This window comes from Rhodococcus sp. 008 (genome assembly GCF_001682295.1).
In the GTDB taxonomy this organism is placed as follows: domain Bacteria; phylum Actinomycetota; class Actinomycetes; order Mycobacteriales; family Mycobacteriaceae; genus Rhodococcus_F; species Rhodococcus_F qingshengii.
The window spans coordinates 2201522-2219929 of the sequence record NZ_CP012749.1; the positions used below are offsets into that span (position 1 = coordinate 2201522).

An 18408-nucleotide genomic window follows, 5' to 3' on the forward strand; every position below is an offset into this window, starting at 1 on the left:
CCAGCTGTACCGAGTCGGCAGTGGCGCGAGAGTTGATCGCTCTAATGTATTGCTGTTCAACATCTTTCGTCCCGGTTCAAGATTTCGAGAAGGTCGGACCACCTAAATTCGTCACAGTGACGAAAATAGGTGGTGTGACCGGTCATCGTCATTACGTCACCAAACGGGCATCCGAGTTCACTACGTCGATTTCTGCGCTTCCATCATTCCGACGATGCGTTGTAGGTCGTCGACCGAGCCGAATTCGACCACAATCTTTCCCTTCCGCTTGCCCAGACTGACAGTCACCCGAGTGTCGAACGAGTCCGACAACCGCTCGGCCACATCCTGCAGACCCGGCATCACGATGGGCTTGCGCTTCTGTGGGGGAGCGATCTCATTATCCGCCCGGTTGGCCAGAGTGACTGCTTCCTCCGTCGCGCGAACAGACATTCCTTCCGCGACGATGCGCGCCGCCATGACCTCCTGAGCGTCGGCACCCGCCTCGAGGGACAGCAGTGCGCGAGCATGGCCGGCCGAAAGTACACCGGCCGCAACGCGACGCTGAACCGCCACCGGCAGCTTCAGCAGACGAATCATGTTGGTCACGACGGGACGCGAACGTCCGATCCGATTGGCCAATTCTTCGTGGGTGACTTCGAACTCCTCGAGCAGCTGCTGATACGCCGCTGCCTCCTCGAGGGGGTTCAACTGCACTCGATGGATGTTCTCGAGGAGCGCGTCGCGCAGCATCGAGTCGTCATCTGTTTCACGAATGATCGCCGGAATCTTCTCCAGCCCGGCTTCCTGGCTCGCGCGCCAGCGACGCTCACCCATGACAAGTTGGTACTTGTCACCGTGACGACGGACCACGATCGGCTGCATCAAGCCGAACTCGCGGATCGAGTGAACCAACTCCGCGAGTGCTTCCTCGTCGAAAACGCTGCGAGGCTGCTTCGGGTTCGTCTCGATCAGGCTCGGTTCGATCTCGAGATAGACCGCGCCGGTCGGCTCGAGTTCGGTCTCCGGCTCAGCTTCCACCGGAGCCTTCGCAGCCGACGCCTTGGTGGCTTTCGGCGTTTTCGGGGCCGCTTTGGTCGGTGGGGGAGGGGAGGGGTTGCGCTTGTCGACGCCGATTACGACGTCCGCTGCAGCCGATCCCAGACCCGGCGCCGTGGCCGGCCCAGTGGGGATGAGAGCAGCCAAGCCGCGGCCCAATCCACCTTTGCGTGCTTGACTCATCTCACTGCTCCTGGGTCGTCGTGGTGGCAGAGCGGGCGGCAAGTTCACGGCCGGCGTCGAGGTAACTCATGGCGCCACGTGAACCCGGGTCGTAGTCGAGAACTGTCATCCCGTATCCAGGAGCCTCGGACACCTTCACGCTGCGCGGAATCACAGCGCGCAGAACGGCCTCACCGAAGTGCTTGCGTACTTCTTCGGCGACCTGGTCGGCCAGCTTGGTGCGCCCGTCGTACATCGTCAGAAGGACGGTGGAGACATGCAGATCCGGGTTGAGATGAGCCTGGACGAGTTCGATGTTGCGGAGCAACTGACCGACCCCCTCGAGGGCGTAGTACTCGCACTGGATCGGGATCAGAACTTCCTTGGCAGCGACCATCGCGTTGACGGTCAGCAGTCCCAGCGAGGGCGGGCAGTCGATGAGGACGAAGTCGACGTCAAGCTCTGCGAGCACCTTGTCGTTGAGCGCGCCTTTGAGTCGATTCTCGCGGGCAACCATGGAGACCAATTCGATCTCGGCGCCCGCCAGATCGATCGTTGCCGGAATGCAGAGAAGGCGCTCACTGTGCGGGCTGGTCTGGATCGCCTCCGGGGCCTTCACTTCGCCTATGAGCAGCTCGTAGCTCGACGGGGTGCCCGAGGTATGGACGACGCCCAGAGCGGTGCTGGCGTTGCCCTGAGGGTCCAAATCGACCACAAGGACAGTGAGCCCTTGAAGAGCGAGCGCCGACGCAAGGTTCACCGTGGTCGTCGTCTTGCCGACGCCACCCTTCTGGTTCGCGATGGTGATCACGCGGCGGAACGCCGGCTTCGGCAGCGTCACCGAATGGGGATGAAGCACTTGGCTCGCTCGATGCGCGGCCGCCCCGATGGGGGTCTCCTCCGAGGAGATCGCCGCGTAGGGGGCGGTGAAATTGTCGTCGTCGTTGACGATCTGATCCGCACCCGCACTCGTGTGCTGCTTCGGTGTTTCACGTGAAACGGCGGATTCAGATCGACCCGACATTGACTGCTCCTTCGATTGGGAATCGATCACTAGGTGCTCTCATCATCTGTACATTGCTCTCGATTGCATGCGTGTAAATCATCAACGCTGGCGGCGCTTCGGGAGACGTTCGGCCTTCACCACAACAGTGGGGGTGCGGAGAATCTTGGCTCCGCATTCGAGTATTTCCAACTTACCTGCGCCCAACTTGGTGAGCGCCGTACGGTCTCGCTCGATCTCCTCGGAGGCGCTCGAACCCTTGAGTGCCAACATCCGGCCGTGCTCGTGAATGAGTGGGAGGGACCAACGTGCGAGCTTCTCGAGAGGCGCCACAGCTCGCGAGGTGACTACATCCGCGCCGCCCGCTTCCTTCACAACACCCGATTCCTCGGCTCGCCCTCGGACAACCAAGACGTCCAATCCGTTGGACTCGATGAACTCCGCGAGGTACACCGAGCGTCGAAGCAACGGTTCGACCAGAGTCACCTTCAAGTCCGGGCGGGCGATTGCGAGAGGGATACCGGGTAGGCCGGCGCCGCTTCCAACGTCCACAACCGACTCGCCTTCGGCAATCAACTCACCGATGACGGCGCAATTGAGAAGGTGACGCTCCCACAGTCGAGGGACTTCACGGGGACCAATGAGCCCGCGCTCGACACCATCCGTCGCCAGGGATTGGTAATACCGTTCCGCGATCTCATATCTGTCACCGAACACTGCGCGCGCAGTCTCTTGTTCGTCCCAGTCAACCGACGCCGCACCATTCTGTTCCACGTGAAACATCCTCCCGCGTAAACCGCGAAATCAACAATCAAGACCGAAATCATTATCCGCTCTGGAGCCGACATGTGTTCGCTTCTGCACACCGACTCGCTGTGAGTCTGCCGACTCGCTCATTCTTTGGGAAGTATTCGGCCCAAAATTCAAGCGGGGGAGGGGAGGGGTTCGCGTTCCACGTGAAACATTGCGCTGAAAAATCTTCCAATTCTGACGCGTTTCACGTGAAACATAGCCGGGCGATCGAATGCAGATAGGAGCGCAATTCTTAGTATCATCACAGTGACGAAACTGCCATGGGTAGTTACATGGATGGAATTCTGACCCAAAAAGACCAATTTTCGATGAAAAAGTCGTTGCAAAAGATCGCCGACGTCGGACTGCAGAACGGACTCGGTCAGTCAGATCCTCTCTGTAGGTCGACTCGGAAAACAGACTTCGATTCCAGATCTCGGACAGCTTCGGTATCTCATCGCCGGTTGTTGCGAGCCATACATGAGTCGGCTTGACACCCCTGTTGCGGGACACCGGAGACTTGGCATCACAAACCGCGAATCAATCCAAGAAGCTTCGCTCCACAGGATGCGCATCGGAGAGTTCACCCTCTCCGCTGGACTGTTGGTGAACGCACTCCGCAGCATTGGGCTCGCCCTCGACTCCGTCGCAGATGCATTGAGCAATCCGCACCACATAAATTTCTTCATCGAACTGCACCGTCGTTCCATGCCGGCTCGACACTGGGTGGGACTTGAACACGAGATCCGCCAGTTGGCATCTCCGGAACGGTTCGTCGACTCCGGCGCACGACGAACCGTTCGCGACATTCGAAATATCCGAAGACGATCCGATCTAGGCGCCGAAGCCCCACAGATCGCGATGATCGAGCAAGCAAACGGTGACGGGCTGAAGTTGGTTCACGGCCGCATCCGTCAGGTTGGGGTTCGCGCTGACGATGGCACACCAGAAGCCATTGGGTCGTGATCGCCATCCAATAGGCGTCCACTACCAATCTGGGATGGAGATCGAGGGCTCGGGGCGACAACCATCGATCCGGTTTCACGTGAAACGAAGGGCCGACTATTCCCACTGGGGGAGGGGAGGGGCTCACATGTAGTACGGCATGTTGTCGATCGAATATCCGAACATGCACAGTGCCCCGCCGACAGCCAAGAAGGCAATCATGAAGCTGAGCATGACGGCTCTCAAGAATCGCCGCCCGCCTGTGAGAGACGTTCGGGATCGAAGTTTCGGTCGCTGCCGACCTCCTCTGTTCCGACTTCCCCGTGGCTGCGGTGACGATGCAAGTGACCGAGCGTACCGCCGAATGCGCCAAGTCGGCCGTGCGCGCGCAACCGATGGTGGCACTTCCTCGACCGGGTGACCGGATCTGGAGACCTCCATTTTCGTACGACACCGTTGCAGCAGGATATGTGGGCCGAGTTGGAACCTGGCCACCTTTACCCCCTGGTACAAAGCGGTCTCCGCGTCACCCCGTACACCGTCGGACAAGCTGGACAGAAAGGCCCGCGCCGGCACGACGGCAGCGAACCTCCGGTTGAGGCCCGGATCAGCCCGCCGGGGCCTCGAACACCATCCTGACCTCGGTCACCTGGTAGTTCGCCCGCTTGAACGCCGCGGCCATGGGTGTGTTGGGTACGTCCGTGGTCGCGGTGATGCGATTGGCGCCATCGGCTGCGTGAAAGTGGGTGATCTCGCAGAGGATGTCGTCCACGTAGCTGCACCCGCGTAGCTCGGGCACTACTCCGAGGTATCCGACGTTGCGGTCGTAGGGCGTCGCGGACGGGATCGCGAAGCCAACCAACGTCCCGTCCACTGTCTCCGCCAGCCGCCACCACGATCGTTCGCCGGGGCACGACCGGTAGAACTCGAGATCATCCCGGGCCTGGCTGACGATGTCCGCAGCCGCGATGCCTCGTTGCGTGGCGACGTCCAGGCTGCCGACAGCGACCCGCTGGAACACCGCAAGGAACTCCTCATCGGTGGCGGGACGGAAAGTCAGACGCTCGGAGAGGGCGGGCACACCGGCCGCAGGCGTCCACTCGAAACGCAGCCGCTCGATGATCTCGGTCAGTCCGGCCGCCTGGGCCGCCTCACGACGCCAGGACACGGCGTCTGCGACGGCGGAATTCGCGTCCTGCCCGGCGGTCGGCACGACCAGCACATACTCAGGTTTCGCATGGAACTCGGTGTGCGCCCGCGACATGAGTTCGGCGGCAAGCGCAGCACGATCCGGCACGTCAGCCAGCACGTGCAGGAAATCAAGGGCGAGCGGACGCTCACTGTCCTCACGCCCCCACCACAGGGCACGCGCGACGATCCTGGCGCCGTCAACGGCGAACCAACTCCATTCCGGACGAAGCCGTCCGGCCGCCACCTCTTCCCGGAGCGAGTCAGCGTCGACGAACTCGACCGGATCGTTCATCGCGAACCCCACGGGCTCTTCCAGCTCGGCCCGTGTCGCGGGTCGTATCAGCAAGATTGCTTCCCTTCACGACGCTTCATTGACGACAGGTTCCGAAATAGAGATAGGCCGTGTCGACAACGATAGGCACCTGACCTTCACCGTGCCGCCGGATTCGGTTTCACGTGAAACACTCTCGGACACAAAAGCGGGCCCCGGAAAATCCGGGGCCCGCATTCGATCAGGGGGGAGTGTCAGTCCTTGAGGACAACCACTCGACGAGACGGCTCAGCGCCTTCGCTCTCGCTGGAAACACCGGCGACCTTGGCGACGGCGTCGTGCACGATCTTGCGTTCGAACGGCGTCATCGGAGCAAGCTCTTCGCGTTCGCCGGTCTCGAGAACACGCTGTGCAGCTTCCGCACCGAGAGCACTGAGTGCCTCGCGGCGGCCCGCCCGCCATCCGGCGATGTCGAGCATCAAGCGGCTGCGCTCGCCGGTCGACTGTTGAACAGCCAGACGAGTCAGCTCTTGGAGAGCATCCAGAACCTCACCCTTACGTCCCACAAGCTTGGTCAGGTCGTCGCCGCCGTCGATGCTGACGATCGCCCGATCGCCCTCGACGTCAAGGTCGATGTCTCCGTCGAAATCGAGAACGTCGAGCAACTGCTCGAGGTAGTCGCCGGCGATCTCGCCCTCTTCGATCAGGTCGTCATCGGAATCGTCGATGTCTACATCCACATCGGTAACCGGCGCAGTGGTCTCGGTGCTCACGTCTGCGTTCTCTCCATCCACAACGATGTCAGCTTCACTGGACATTGGTCGTTCTCTTTCCTGGATCAGCGCCGTTTATTGCGCTTGGGGGAGTTGCCGCGGTTGCTCTGTGGCCGGTTCTGTTTCGGTTTCGACGTGGAACCACCACTGGAACCCGAGGGCTTCGGCTGTGGCTTCTTGAGCGAAACTTCCGGGGCGTCACCGTCGTCGTCGGCTGAATCCGCGGTCTTCAGCGCAGCCGGAGATCCCTTCTTCTTGCTGGGATCGGGACGGGCACCGGGCTTGGGCGCATTGTCGTTGCGGCGAGTGATCGCTTCCTGCTTCTTGGCTTCTTCTTCCGCGTCGATCTTGCGGAAGACGAGGTGCTGCTGACCGTAGGTCCAGATGTTGTTCGACACCCAGTACAGGAGGATCGCGATCGGAAGGAACGGTCCACCGACCAGAACACCGAGCGGGAAGACGTACAGGGCGAGCTTGTTCATGATCGCGGACTGCGGGTTCGCGGCAGCTGCTTCGCTCTGACGGGCAACAGAAGCGCGTGAGTTGAAGTGCGTCGCGATGCTGGCGATGATCATCAGCGGAGCGGCCACGAGGATGATGTTCAGCCGTGACGGAAGCTCGGGAACGTTCTCGGTGACGTAGGCCTGAAGCTGCGCAACCGGCGTCGTGATCGCGGCCGAGATGGGCGCGCCGAACAGACGAGCATCCAGGAACGACTGGACGTCAGTGGCCGAGAAGACGTAGTTCGGGGTGTTGAGGTTGTCCTCGGCGCTCATGCCCAGCTGGCCCATGCCGGTGCCGGTGCGGTTGAACGAGCGCAGGACGTGGAACAGACCGATGAACACCGGAGCCTGAGCCAAGACCGGGAGACAGCCCATGATCGGGTTGAATCCGTGCTCCTTCTGGAGCTTCTGCATCTCGACGGCCTGGCGCTGACGGTCGCCCGAATACTTCTTCTGCAATGCCTTGATCTGTGGCTGCAGTTCCTGCATCTGACGCGTCGTGCGGACCTGCTTCACGAACGGCTTGTACAGAACCGCACGCAAGGTGAACACCAGGAACACCACGGAAAGCGCCCAGGCTATTCCGTTGTCCGGGCCGAGAATGAACCCGAAGACCTTGTGCCAGACCCACAGAATCGCGGATACCGGATAGTAGATGAAATTGAGCACGGCTCTAAGTACTCCTCTGTTCGTCCGTCGGACTGTGACACGCTGCGCGTGCTTCCGGACAGCTATGGCGGCTACCCGCATCACGGTCACGACGGGCAGGGACAGGGTCCCACCCTCCAGAATGCCAGGGGGCACACTTCGCCAACCGCACCACAGTCAAGAAAAGGCCTTTGATCGCCCCGTGAGTGCGCAGCGCTTCGACCGCGTATTCACTGCAGGTGGGGGTGAACCGGCAGGTCGGCATCCTCAAGGGCGACACATACGTCCGGTACAACTCGATACAGAAGATGAGAACAGTGGCGGGAGCGCGACGCACAGCCTTCAACACCGTGATGACACGGGAGGCTCTGGGAGTCTCGATCTGCTCAGAGAGCGGAGTACTCATGGCTCTTCACTTACCGACACCAATAGGTTCATTTTGGTCAGGCCCCCGCGCAACTGCTTGGCCAGTTCGGCTGAACTGGCGGTAGCTGCACCCGGAAGTGCGCGGATAACCACGTCCGTCTCCGGCGAAACCTGCCCGACGAAATCTGCACAGATATGACGAAGCCGGCGTGCGACTCGATGTCGAATCACCGCCGGCCCGACAGCCTTGCTCACGATCAGCCCGAAACGGGGACCGTGATTTGTTACTACCAGCGCCTCTACTTGCTCGCGATCGAACGCGTGCACGACAAGGTCGCGTCTTCCCATACGACGCCCGCGTCGCACCGCCACGGAGAAATCCGCGTGGCGACGCAACCGAGACGGCTCAGGCAACACCCCGAGCTCCTGAACTCGAAATCAGATCAGGCGGTGAGGGAATCGCGGCCCTTACGGCGACGCGCCGAAACGATTGCACGACCCGCACGGGTACGCATACGAAGACGGAAGCCGTGAACACGCGCGCGGCGGCGATTATTCGGCTGGAACGTCCGCTTGCCCTTGGCCACGGTCAACACTCCTCGAAGTTCATTGACGCCTCCCGGCGTCATTCAGTGATCGACGCCTTACGGCGCCTTTGGATCCAACAGGTACAGAACAATCAACTTCACTCGTTGTGGCTTGGAAGACCGATCCGACCTGACATATGTAGCCAGCACGAAGCGATCACCACCAGCGGGTGACCGTTCGAGGTTACTTACCACCGTTGCCAAGGTCAAACCAGCCCGATTCGGAGCCCTCCCGCGGCAACCACGGCGACACGCCGATACTTACATCATTCCGCAGATTCCATTCACAGTGTGCATACGGCCGTGACCTCGAGCGAGGCGGCAAGTGTGACCTTGGCAACAGTTTCGCTACGGACTGCAGGTGACCCGAAGGCAACCCGGACAGTTCCACCGGCGCATGCTCTCGACAAGGCCTCATCAGCACATACGGGCACGAGCGCCGGACGCGACCCCGAATCCCGAGTTTCCACATTCATCCACAGGGCTGTGAGTGTTGACGCATCCCCGACACCAAGTGGCGAACACCTCGAGTTCCGACAAAGTTGCAGGTAGATCAATTTCTCGATCACTTTGACGAATTTGGTTGACGAAAAAACCGACTCAGTGCAGGTTTGTCCACATCTGTGGATAATTGTGTGGAAACACAGCCCAGGTGGCATATTCGTAGCCTGTTACGGGGTTCTCACCCCGGGTGGTAATCCACCGAATCATTCGACGCCGCAGCCATACGCTCGGCAGCTGCAGCACACCCACTGTCGGCGAAACACGGGAAGGAACCACGTGAACGACGATCCCAACGCGCTCGCACGGGTCTGGGTCGACGTGGTTGCAGAACTCACGAGTGATGACCCCGGAAGTAATCTTCCGGCTTTGAGCAGCAAGCAGAAGGCATTTGTCCGTCTGGTGAGGCCTCTCACACTTGCTCAGGGTTTTGCACTCCTCTCGGTTCCATCGCCATTTGCTCAAGAGACGATCGAGCGCGATCTGCGCGAGCCGATCCTGCAGGCACTCGGACGCCATCTCGGTGGCCAGGTCGAGGGACTCGGTGTCCGCATTGCACTCGAAGACGATGCCGACGCACCCGCCGAACCGGTCGAGGAGCGCACGGGCAGCCGTCAGTTCGAGTCGGTCAACTCATCGGGCGCATACCGTCGGCGCAGATTCACCGAAGGCGACGGCGAACCTTCGGACTCCGAGACTGCCGAGACCGAAGAAGTCGACGACGACCGCGAAGCACTCGCGAGCGTTCACGAATCGTGGCCGTCGTACTTCACGAAGCCGCCCGCTACTCCTTCTGCTTCGGGGTCCGGCGCCAACAGCCTCAACGCGAAGTACACCTTCGACACTTTTGTGATCGGATCGTCCAACCGATTCGCTCATGCCGCTGCCGTCGCGATCGCGGAGGCGCCGGCGCGTGCCTACAACCCCTTGTTCATCTGGGGAGCTTCGGGCCTGGGCAAGACGCACCTTCTTCACGCCGCCGGCCACTACGCACAGCGACTGTTCCCCGGCATGCGGGTCAAGTACGTCTCGACCGAAGAATTCACCAACGACTTCATCAACAGTCTTCGTGACGACCGCAAGGTCGCGTTCAAGCGTCGCTACCGGGAAACGGATGTCCTGCTGGTCGACGACATCCAGTTCATCGAAGGCAAGGAAGGTATTCAGGAGGAGTTCTTCCATACCTTCAACACCTTGCACAACGCGAACAAGCAGATCGTCGTTTCCTCGGACCGTCCGCCCAAACAGTTGGCAACCCTCGAGGAGCGTCTGCGGACGCGCTTCGAATGGGGCCTGATCACCGACGTTCAGCCGCCTGAGCTCGAGACGCGTATCGCGATTCTGAGCAAGAAGGCGAGGATGGATCGCCTCGAGGTCCCGCACGACGTCCTCGAGTTGATCGCCAGCCGTATCGAGCGCAACATTCGTGAACTCGAGGGCGCGTTGATCCGCGTCACCGCTTTTGCCTCGCTCAACCGCCAGCCGTTGGATCTGACGTTGGCCGAGGTGGTCCTGCGCGATCTGATGCCCGATTCGTCGAGCCTCGAGATCAACGCGGCGACGATCATGGCGGTGACGGCCGAATACTTCAACATGTCGATCGACGACCTGTGTGGGCCGGGTAAGGCCCGGCCACTCGCTCAGGCCCGCCAGATCTCGATGTATTTGTGCCGTGAGCTCACTGATTTGTCCTTGCCGAAGATCGGTCAGACGTTCGGCCGTGACCACACGACGGTCATGTACGCCGACAAGAAGATCCGTAAGGAAATGACGGAACGCCGCAAGGTGTACGACCAGGTTCAGGAGTTGACCGCAAGGATCAAGCAGCGCTCCAAGCGTTGACCTGCACTTATTTCGATCGATGCCGCTCGAGGCAGAGGTTCCCTCGAGCGGCATCGGTGTATTCGAAGGGTTCCACGTGCGGTCCCCTCGAGGGCGGTTGTCCACCTCGAGGGACGACACGCCGGAGTCAGACACGCCGATGAGAACAAACTCTTCGTTTCTTGTGAAAAGTATTCACATCTGTGGATAAGTGTGTTGATAACTCCGAAAGTCTGTGGAGTTCTCGAGGAGGAATCCGAAAACTTTCAGAGAGTGCACAGAGGGGGTCGATTGGTCCTCGAGTCTGTCCTCGAGAAGTGCACAGGCCCTCGAGGGGACCTACCAGCGTCGACAACCGTTGCTCCACAGATTGCACAGGACTTATTACTACTACTGAGAATTTCCTAGGAAAAGCTCTTTGAAAATAGTTCTGGGGACAACTCCTGTTGAGAACCTCGCCTCAGGCTGCGCTCGCCGCGGCTTCGGCTTTCCACTTGCGCCCTCGAGGGCATACGGTGGGCATCGCTTGGTCTGTGTCAGACTTCAAGTGAGCTGATGCAGATCCGCAGCAGACGAACATGCCTACCGAGAGGAATAACCCGGCGATGGAGCTTGGAAGCCTGAAGTTTCGCGTTTCCCGGGAAGAGTTCGCTGATTCAGTAGCGTGGGTTGCTCGTAGCCTGCCCTCGAGGCCGCCCGTGCCGGTTCTCGGCGGAGTTCTTCTCGACGCAACCGAAGCCGGCCTCACCGTTTCCGGGTTCGACTACGAGGTATCCGCGCAGGTCCGCGTCTCGGCAGATGTCACAACTGCAGGTCAGGCACTCGTCTCCGGTCGCCTCCTCGCAGATATCACCAAGTCGCTTCCCAACAAGCCGGTCGATGTGACCCTCGAGGGCACTCGCGTGCTCATCTCGTGCGGAAGCGCCAAGTTCTCCCTGCCCACGATGCCGGTCGAGGACTACCCCCAGCTTCCGACGCTTCCGCAGCAGTCCGGGTCCATTCCCGTCGACCTGTTCTCCGAAGCCATCAGCCAGGTAGCTGTTGCAGCCGGCAAGGACGACACCCTTCCGATGCTCACGGGTATCCGTGTCGAGATCGAACAGAATTCGATCGTCCTCGCCGCTACCGACCGCTTCCGTCTCGCCGTACGTGAACTCGAGTGGACTCCGGCCAATCCCGACGTCCAGGCTGCTGTTCTCATCCCGGCCAAGACTTTGTCCGAGTCCGCGAAAACGCTTGCCGGCAATGCAAATTCGCCGGTCGAGTTGGCTCTCGGCTCCGGTACGACCATCGGAAACGACGGACTCCTCGGAATCGTCAACGACGGACGCCGCACCACGACGCGCCTCCTCGACGCCGAGTTCCCGAAGTTCCGTCAGTTGCTGCCCGCTCAGCACACCGCGATGGCAACGGTCGAGGTCACGCCTCTCATCGAGGCCATCAAGCGTGTAGCACTCGTCGCCGAGCGTGGCGCACAGGTTCGCATGCAGTTCTCCGCTGACGGCCTGCTCCTCTCTGCGGGTGGCGACGACGCCGGCCGCGCGGAAGAGACGCTCAACGCGTCGTTCCAGGGCGAAGCACTCACCATTGCGTTCAACCCCGGTTACCTCATCGACGGGTTGAATTCGCTTCACAGCGAAAACGTTCTGTTCGGCTTCACCACTCCCAGCCGTCCGGCTGTTCTTCGCCCCGCGGCCGAGGAAGAGCCCACGGCAGACGAGTCCGGTAACTTCGCTGCGCCCTCGAGCGAGTACACGTACCTGCTGATGCCGGTTCGCCTTCCGGGCTGAGTGGAACCCCGCACTTCAGTTCGCGCCTGACCAGGGAGAACAGTATGAAGATCGGACTCGTAGGTCTCGGCAAGATGGGCTTCAACATGCGTGAGCGCTTGCGCGCGCATGGCCTCGAGGTGATCGGATACGACCCTCGACCGGAAGTCACCGATGTCGGGTCACTTGCCGAACTCGCTGCTTCCCTCGAGGGACCTCGAGTCGTCTGGGTGATGGTTCCGGCCGGTGACATCACCCAGAGCACCATTGCCGAGCTGGCGGATGCCCTCGAGGGTGGCGATCTGGTCATCGACGGTGGGAACTCGCGTTACACCGACGATGCTGTCCATGCCGAGCTTCTGGGTGCCCGTGGGATCGGTTTCCTCGACTGCGGTGTCTCCGGTGGCATCTGGGGCCGTGAGAACGGATACGGCCTGATGGTGGGCGGATCCGAGCCCGACGTCGAGAAGGCAATGCCGATCTTCGACGCCCTTCGCCCCGACGGTGAGGCTGCAGACGGCTTTGTCCACGCCGGTCCCGTCGGTGCTGGTCATTACGCGAAGATGGTGCACAACGGCATCGAATACGGCCTGATGCAGGCGTATGCCGAGGGGTACGAGCTCCTCGAGGCGGAAAGCCTGATCGCGGACGTTCCCGGTGTGCTTCGAGCTTGGTCGAAGGGGACCGTCGTACGTTCGTGGTTGCTCGATCTGCTTGTCGACGCCCTCGAGGAAGATCCGGAGCTTGCGCAGATCACGGGCTATACCGAGGATTCCGGCGAGGGCCGCTGGACGGTCGAGGAAGCTATCAAGCACGCTGTGCCCGCTCCCGTCATCTCCGCTGCTCTGTTCGCGAGATTTGCTTCACGACAGGATGATTCACCGGCCATGAAGGCTGTGTCCGCCTTGCGCAATCAGTTCGGCGGTCACGCGGTCAAGAGCGCTTCGCCCAAGAATTCGGCTTCTGGAAGCTAAGTGTTCGTTCGTAGATTTTCGCTGCGGGACTTCCGATCCTGGGATTCGCTGACGCTTGACCTCACACCGGGAACAACCGTTTTCCTCGGTTCGAACGGGCACGGTAAAACCAACGTCATCGAGTCACTCGGGTATCTGTCGACGCTGTCGTCTCATCGAGTGTCCACGGACGCACCGATGATCCGCAGCGGTTCCGCCAGTGCTTTTGCCGGTGCAACGGTGGTCAACAACGGACGCGAACTGACCATCGACGTCGAACTGATCGAGGGAAAGTCCAACCGCGCCAGGATAAATCAGTCTCCGACGCGTCGCCCACGCGAAGTGTTGGGGATTTTGCAGTCGGTGATGTTCGCGCCGGAAGATCTGTCGTTGGTTCGCGGAGATCCTGGCGATCGTCGACGCTATCTCGACGAGTTGTTGACGTCCCGGATACCCCGAATGGCTGCTGTCCGTGCGGATTACGACAAAGTTCTGCGTCAGCGCTCAGCCCTACTCAAAACTGCCGGTGCGGCTTTGCGTCGCGGTTCTCGTGGTGGCGAGTCCGACAACGTCCTCTCCACCCTCGAGGTGTGGGACGGGCATCTGGCCGCTCACGGCGCACAATTGTTGGCCGGGCGCCTCGAGTTGGTCCATGATCTGGCGCCGCATCTGGCGGAGTCGTATCGTTCCATCGCACCCGAATCTCGGCCGGCGTCGATTCGATACAAGAGCAGTCTGGGGTCCTCGTTGGATCCCGAATTCACCGACCCTGCAAGGATTTCCGGTATCGACGACGTTGCGTACCTCGAGGAGAGATTCCATCTCGAGTTGGCACAGATGAGGTCGAAGGAAATCGATCGCGGAGTGTGTCTGGTCGGTCCGCATCGGGACGATCTGGAGCTGATTCTCGGTGACAGCCCGGCGAAAGGCTTTGCAAGCCATGGTGAATCGTGGTCTTTTGCGCTTTCGCTGCGGCTGGCAGGTTTTGCCCTGTTGCGCGCCGACGGCAGCGACCCGGTCCTGATGCTCGACGATGTCTTCGCGGAATTGGACCGTCGTCGGCGTCGTGCGCTCGCCACCGTTGCAGCCACCGCCGAACAGGTGCTGATCACGGCCGCCGTTCCCGAGGATGTACCGGACGAACTCGAGGCGGCCAAGTTCGGCGTCGAAGCCTCCGATACCGGAGACGGTCGGATATCCCGGATAGTGCCCGTAGGCTCGGCAGATCAGGAGGTCGAGTTCGATGACTGAAGACAGCAGCGCGGCCCCGGAGCCCGAGCTCAAGGGGATCGATCTGGCGCGCCGTGCCCTCGAGGAGGCACGCGCGACAGCCAAAGCCAACGGTAAGGCCGTCGGGCAGGGGCGCTCGTCGCCCAAATACGGAAGTGGCCGACCGCGTCGACGCAGCGGTTGGTCCGGCCCCGGCCCGGATGCGCGGGACCCTCAGCCGTTCGGCGCTCTCACCAGCGCTATCTCTAAATCGCGTGGGTGGTCCCCCAAGGTGTCCGAGGGCACGGTCCTCGGTCGGTGGCCGCAGGTCGTCGGAGAAGACATCTCCGCGCACGCCGAGCCGATCTCTCTGAAAGAAGGTGTTCTCAGCATCTCCGCCGAGTCGACGGCGTGGGCTACCCAGTTGCGCATGATGCAGTCCCAGATTCTGGCCAAGATCGCTGCTGCCGTCGGTGACGGCGTCGTGAAGACACTGCGGATCACCGGTCCGAGTGCGCCTAGCTGGCGCAAGGGAGAAAGGCATGTGAAAGGCCGCGGACCTCGCGATACGTACGGCTGAGGAAAACTCAACCAGGCCCTGGTTCTACCTATTACTTCGTGTTACAGTTAAAACTCGCTAGTGAGTGAACTGTGTCACAAGGCTGTCGTTCCCCACCGATCGGCAGGCATGAAGGAGTAGCTAGATGTCGCAGAAGATATCGACACCCGCTTCGTCGTTCGCCGAGCCGGATCACATCCTGTTGCAGGCTCGCAATGTCGAGTTCGACTGGTCCGATCTGCCCATGCACTGGATTCCGGGCGATCCGTTCAGCACACACGTTCTCAACGTGCTTCACCTTCTCCTCCCCGCCGGTGAGGAATGGTTTGTCGAGACCTTCAAGGAAGCTCTTCCTCTGATCGAGGACGAGAAACTCCGTGAAGACGTCGTCGGATTCATCGGCCAAGAGGCGATGCACTCCAACGCGCACTCGGGTGTCCTGGTCCATCTCAAGGAAAACGGCCTCGATCCGACGCCGTACACCCAGCAGATGGAGTGGGCATTCTCGAAACTGCTCGGACCGCGCCCGATGACGGGTCTGCGCGCCGAGAATCACCTGGTGGAGCGTTTGGCGATCATCGCGGCCATCGAACACATCACTGCTTTCCTCGGCGACTGGGTGCTCAACGCCAAGGGGCTGGACAAAGCCGGCATGCACCCGACCATGCTTGATCTCCTTCGCTGGCACGGCGCCGAAGAAGTCGAACACCGAGCCGTCGCGTACGACGTCATGCGCTACTTCGACAAGCGTGAGACCCGCCGGATCCGTACCCAGATCCTCGTCACGCCCGCAATCGTGTGGCTGTGGATTCGCGGTACCCGGTTCTTGATGCGCAACGATCCCGAGCTTGCCGCTCAGGCTCCCAGCCGTCGACGCCCCCACCTGTCCGATTTCATCGCGGCCGGAAAGCGTGGCACAGTTCCCACGTCGTTCGAGCTGGTCAAGCGGATGTCGACGTACTTCAGCAAGTCCTATCACCCCAGTAACGAGGGCTCGACCGCCCAGGCGGTGCAGTACCTGGCGTCGTCACCCGCAGCTCAGGCGGCTGCACGGTGATTTCACTCTCGAGGGTCAAGGACGTCATCTCCGGGCACGACGGGTTGCCGCGTTTTCCGGCGCCACCCGATTTGTCCGGAAAGAACCGTCCCGACCGTGCCATGCGCATCACGGAGTTGTTGGCGGACAAGTACCTTCGGGTGTTGACGGCCTACGACTACAACCCCGAGATCGCTGGCCACAACCCCGACACGGCCATGAACATGGTGGTCAGTACGCGTGAGGTGGTGGCGACTGACGAGAACGTCGTTCGCCTGCGCTTCGAATCCGCGGACGGCTCACCGATTCCGCCGTGGCATCCGGGTTCGCACCTGGACTTCCATCTACCTTCGGGTCTGCGGCGTCAGTATTCGCTGTGCGGCGACCCTGCCGATCGCACGGGGTACAGCGTCGCGGTGCGCCGGATCCCCGACGGCGGTGGCGGTTCCATCGAGATGCACGCTCTCCAGCCCGGTGAGCACGTCACGGTACGCGGACCACGCAACGGCTTCCCGTTTGTCGGAGAAGGCAGCGCGTTGTTCGTCGCCGGCGGCATCGGTATCACACCGATCATCGCAATGGTCCGTGCGGCAAGAGAATTGGGGATGGACTGGTACTTCGTGTACTCGGGCCGCTCTCGTGAATCCATGCCGTTCCTCGACGAGATCGCAACCTGGGAACCCGAGCGTGTCTTCGTGCGCCCGGACGACGAGTTCGGATTGCCCACCACCACAGACCTTCTCGGACGAGCGCCGGTCGGCGGCGCCGTGTACTGCTGTGGCCCGACGCCGATGCTCGATGCCGTCCGCCGCGGTTTCCGCGATACACCCTCCACCGCTTTGCATTTCGAGCGGTTCGGGGCTCCGCCGGTGATCGACGGCAAGGAATTCGAAGTGCAGCTTGTCAATTCGGGACAGGTGCTCACCGTGCCCGCCGACGAGTCCGCGCTCGACGTCATCAAGAAGACATTGCCCGGTGTCGGGTACTCGTGTCAGCAGGGTTTCTGCGGAACCTGTCGTGTGAAGGTGCTCGCGGGTAAACCCGATCACCGCGAAAGGCGTCTGACCGACACCGAACAGGAAACGGAGATGCTCATCTGCGTATCCCGTTCCGACGGTGTACGTCTCGTTCTCGATCTCTAGATATTTCCCGACTCCGAAGGGTTCGACAATGTCGAAGCACTCTCCTGTCCATGCCGTGACCGCGCGTCGCGTGACCAACGGTTCCGTCAGCCTGGCCGTGTTCGAGCAGGGCAAGGCAGACGGCGAGACCATCGTCCTGGTGCATGGTTGGCCCGACACCCATGAATTGTGGAACCGCATCGTGCCTTTGCTGGCAGACGACTTCCGCGTCGTCAGCTACGACAGCCGCGGGGCCGGTGAGAGCACAATCCCCTCGAGGGTGCAGGACTACCAACTGAGCGCACTGGCCGGCGATCTTTTTGCCGTCATCGACGCGGTCAGCCCGGGCAAGCCGGTGCACGTCCTCGCGCACGACTGGGGATCCGTCGAAACGTGGGAAGCGGTCTGCGAGCCGGGTGCCGAAGAGAAGATCGCGTCGTTCTCGTCCATCTCGGGCCCCAATCTCGATCATCTCGGCATGTGGATCCGGGCGAGCGCGTCCAAGCGTCGTTTCCTCGGCCCGGCGGCGCAGGGAATTGCGTCGGCCTACACCGTTCTGTTCCAGATTCCCGGGCTGTGCACCCTTCCGTTGCGTCTGTGGTTCTCCAAGCACTGGCCGGCGTTTCTGGGTTTCTTCGACGGTCTGGACCCCCGTGTGGTCAACACCGCGCCCACCATTGCCGACGACATGGTGAACGGACTGAAGCTTTACCGCGCGAACATCCGGCCGTCGCTCGGCAAGCCACGGGATCGGTACACGGACGTGCCTGTTCAGCTCATTCTGAACAAGTACGACAAAGCCGTTCGTCCGGTGGGATACGAAGACACCGAAAAATGGGTCTCCGACCTGCAGCGACGTGAAATTGCCGCGGGACACTGGTCGCCGTTTTCACATCCGGGCGAGGTTGCCGAACATGCGCGGGCATTTATCGCGAGCCTGAGAGAGCGTCGCTCGGAGAAGCAAAGTTCCTAGCGTTTCACCTTCCGGGGATCGTAAAAATTCGTCTGCGGCGCAGCCAGGGGTGTCATTGGCCGCTTCTAGTCGGTGCTTACCAGTAAGATGGTCAACGGTAACTAGCGGCAACATTCTCGAACCCGCTCCGACGACACCCGCAAGGGCTTGCTGACGGCTGCGCTCGAGTATTGACGGAGAAGGAGAG

18 protein-coding genes are annotated in these 18408 nt (G+C 61.2%); 9 read left to right on the forward strand and 9 right to left on the reverse strand.

Going from position 1 to position 18408, the window contains the following annotated elements; all coding sequences use genetic code 11:
- Nucleotides 1-180: 180 nt before the first annotated feature.
- From AOT96_RS10375 to rsmG, 3 genes are all read right to left on the reverse strand, one after another.
- On the reverse strand, nucleotides 181-1221 hold the full coding sequence (locus AOT96_RS10375; protein ID WP_003942563.1) for a ParB/RepB/Spo0J family partition protein: 1041 nt from the start codon (nucleotides 1219-1221) through the stop codon (nucleotides 181-183).
- A gap of 1 nt (nucleotide 1222) precedes the next feature.
- Nucleotides 1223-2224, reverse strand: coding sequence for a ParA family protein (locus tag AOT96_RS10380; protein ID WP_003942510.1), 1002 nt, complete (start codon nucleotides 2222-2224; stop codon nucleotides 1223-1225).
- Nucleotides 2225-2305: 81 nt separating this feature from the next.
- Complete coding sequence (gene rsmG / locus AOT96_RS10385) at nucleotides 2306-2986, reverse strand: 16S rRNA (guanine(527)-N(7))-methyltransferase RsmG (RefSeq protein WP_039973059.1); 681 nt, start codon at nucleotides 2984-2986, stop codon at nucleotides 2306-2308.
- Nucleotides 2987-3562: 576 nt separating this feature from the next.
- Here rsmG and AOT96_RS10390 point away from each other — a divergent pair.
- Complete coding sequence (locus AOT96_RS10390) at nucleotides 3563-3961, forward strand: hypothetical protein (protein WP_065351687.1); 399 nt, start codon at nucleotides 3563-3565, stop codon at nucleotides 3959-3961.
- A gap of 586 nt (nucleotides 3962-4547) precedes the next feature.
- Here AOT96_RS10390 and AOT96_RS10395 read toward each other — a convergent pair.
- The 6 genes from AOT96_RS10395 to rpmH all read right to left on the reverse strand — a co-directional run bounded on the left by AOT96_RS10395 (nucleotide 4548) and on the right by rpmH (nucleotide 8279).
- On the reverse strand, nucleotides 4548-5423 hold the full coding sequence (locus AOT96_RS10395; RefSeq protein WP_065352814.1) for a GNAT family N-acetyltransferase: 876 nt from the start codon (nucleotides 5421-5423) through the stop codon (nucleotides 4548-4550).
- Nucleotides 5424-5656: 233 nt separating this feature from the next.
- Nucleotides 5657-6220 carry a Jag family protein gene (locus AOT96_RS10400; protein ID WP_003942504.1) on the reverse strand — a complete coding sequence of 188 codons (564 nt, stop codon included), beginning with the start codon at nucleotides 6218-6220 and terminating at the stop codon, nucleotides 5657-5659.
- A 20-nt stretch (nucleotides 6221-6240) separates the two neighbouring features.
- The gene (gene yidC, locus AOT96_RS10405) at nucleotides 6241-7347 is read right to left on the reverse strand and encodes a membrane protein insertase YidC (RefSeq protein WP_003942570.1); all 1107 of its coding nucleotides are present in this window, start codon (nucleotides 7345-7347) and stop codon (nucleotides 6241-6243) included.
- Between the two features lie 4 nt (nucleotides 7348-7351).
- Entirely contained in the window at nucleotides 7352-7732 is a 381-nt protein-coding gene (gene yidD, locus AOT96_RS34605; protein WP_007729147.1) for a membrane protein insertion efficiency factor YidD, read from the reverse strand.
- Nucleotides 7729-8109: a ribonuclease P protein component gene (gene rnpA, locus AOT96_RS10410; protein WP_019746209.1), complete on the reverse strand. Its 381-nt coding sequence runs from the start codon at nucleotides 8107-8109 to the stop codon at nucleotides 7729-7731. The genes yidD and rnpA overlap by 4 nt, the downstream gene beginning before the upstream one ends.
- A 26-nt stretch (nucleotides 8110-8135) precedes the next feature.
- A complete protein-coding gene (gene rpmH, locus AOT96_RS34610) occupies nucleotides 8136-8279 on the reverse strand; it encodes a 50S ribosomal protein L34 (protein WP_003942540.1) in 144 nt (47 codons plus the stop codon).
- A 780-nt stretch (nucleotides 8280-9059) separates the two neighbouring features.
- Between rpmH and dnaA the strand changes: the two genes are divergently transcribed.
- The 8 genes from dnaA (at nucleotide 9060) to AOT96_RS10450 (ending at nucleotide 18221) form a co-directional block, all read left to right on the forward strand.
- The gene (dnaA, locus tag AOT96_RS10415; RefSeq protein ID WP_003942491.1) at nucleotides 9060-10622 is read left to right on the forward strand and encodes a chromosomal replication initiator protein DnaA; all 1563 of its coding nucleotides are present in this window, start codon (nucleotides 9060-9062) and stop codon (nucleotides 10620-10622) included.
- Nucleotides 10623-11206: 584 nt separating this feature from the next.
- Nucleotides 11207-12391: a DNA polymerase III subunit beta gene (gene dnaN, locus AOT96_RS10420; protein WP_007729165.1), complete on the forward strand. Its 1185-nt coding sequence runs from the start codon at nucleotides 11207-11209 to the stop codon at nucleotides 12389-12391.
- A gap of 44 nt (nucleotides 12392-12435) precedes the next feature.
- Entirely contained in the window at nucleotides 12436-13344 is a 909-nt protein-coding gene (gnd, locus tag AOT96_RS10425; protein WP_065351688.1) for a phosphogluconate dehydrogenase (NAD(+)-dependent, decarboxylating), read from the forward strand.
- Nucleotides 13345-14574 carry a DNA replication/repair protein RecF gene (recF, locus tag AOT96_RS10430; RefSeq protein WP_065351689.1) on the forward strand — a complete coding sequence of 410 codons (1230 nt, stop codon included), beginning with the start codon at nucleotides 13345-13347 and terminating at the stop codon, nucleotides 14572-14574.
- Entirely contained in the window at nucleotides 14567-15112 is a 546-nt protein-coding gene (locus tag AOT96_RS10435) for a DUF721 family protein (RefSeq protein ID WP_003942471.1), read from the forward strand. Before recF ends, AOT96_RS10435 begins: the two co-directional genes overlap by 8 nt.
- A gap of 124 nt (nucleotides 15113-15236) precedes the next feature.
- Nucleotides 15237-16148 (forward strand): metal-dependent hydrolase, encoded by a 912-nt coding sequence (locus tag AOT96_RS10440; RefSeq protein WP_007729174.1) that lies wholly within the window; start codon nucleotides 15237-15239, stop codon nucleotides 16146-16148.
- Nucleotides 16148-17269 carry a PDR/VanB family oxidoreductase gene (locus AOT96_RS10445; protein WP_065352815.1) on the forward strand — a complete coding sequence of 374 codons (1122 nt, stop codon included), beginning with the start codon at nucleotides 16148-16150 and terminating at the stop codon, nucleotides 17267-17269. Before AOT96_RS10440 ends, AOT96_RS10445 begins: the two co-directional genes overlap by 1 nt.
- A 28-nt stretch (nucleotides 17270-17297) precedes the next feature.
- Nucleotides 17298-18221 (forward strand): alpha/beta fold hydrolase, encoded by a 924-nt coding sequence (locus tag AOT96_RS10450; protein ID WP_047272671.1) that lies wholly within the window; start codon nucleotides 17298-17300, stop codon nucleotides 18219-18221.
- The last annotated feature ends 187 nt before the right edge of the window (nucleotides 18222-18408 follow it).

Excerpts from the sequence above, each read along its gene's own strand:
- AOT96_RS10375 (WP_003942563.1), bottom strand. The coding sequence starts at position 1,221 with ATGAGTCAAGCACGCAAAGGTGGATTGGGCCGCGGCTTGGCTGCTCTC.
- AOT96_RS10380 (WP_003942510.1), bottom strand. The coding sequence starts at position 2,224 with ATGTCGGGTCGATCTGAATCCGCCGTTTCACGTGAAACACCGAAGCAG.
- rsmG (WP_039973059.1), bottom strand. The coding sequence starts at position 2,986 with ATGTTTCACGTGGAACAGAATGGTGCGGCGTCGGTTGACTGGGACGAA.
- AOT96_RS10390 (WP_065351687.1), top strand. The coding sequence starts at position 3,563 with ATGCGCATCGGAGAGTTCACCCTCTCCGCTGGACTGTTGGTGAACGCA.
- AOT96_RS10395 (WP_065352814.1), bottom strand. The coding sequence starts at position 5,423 with ATGAACGATCCGGTCGAGTTCGTCGACGCTGACTCGCTCCGGGAAGAG.
- AOT96_RS10400 (WP_003942504.1), bottom strand. The coding sequence starts at position 6,220 with ATGTCCAGTGAAGCTGACATCGTTGTGGATGGAGAGAACGCAGACGTG.
- yidD (WP_007729147.1), bottom strand. The coding sequence starts at position 7,732 with ATGAGTACTCCGCTCTCTGAGCAGATCGAGACTCCCAGAGCCTCCCGT.
- dnaN (WP_007729165.1), top strand. The coding sequence starts at position 11,207 with ATGGAGCTTGGAAGCCTGAAGTTTCGCGTTTCCCGGGAAGAGTTCGCT.
- gnd (WP_065351688.1), top strand. The coding sequence starts at position 12,436 with ATGAAGATCGGACTCGTAGGTCTCGGCAAGATGGGCTTCAACATGCGT.
- AOT96_RS10435 (WP_003942471.1), top strand. The coding sequence starts at position 14,567 with ATGACTGAAGACAGCAGCGCGGCCCCGGAGCCCGAGCTCAAGGGGATC.
- AOT96_RS10440 (WP_007729174.1), top strand. The coding sequence starts at position 15,237 with ATGTCGCAGAAGATATCGACACCCGCTTCGTCGTTCGCCGAGCCGGAT.
- AOT96_RS10450 (WP_047272671.1), top strand. The coding sequence starts at position 17,298 with ATGTCGAAGCACTCTCCTGTCCATGCCGTGACCGCGCGTCGCGTGACC.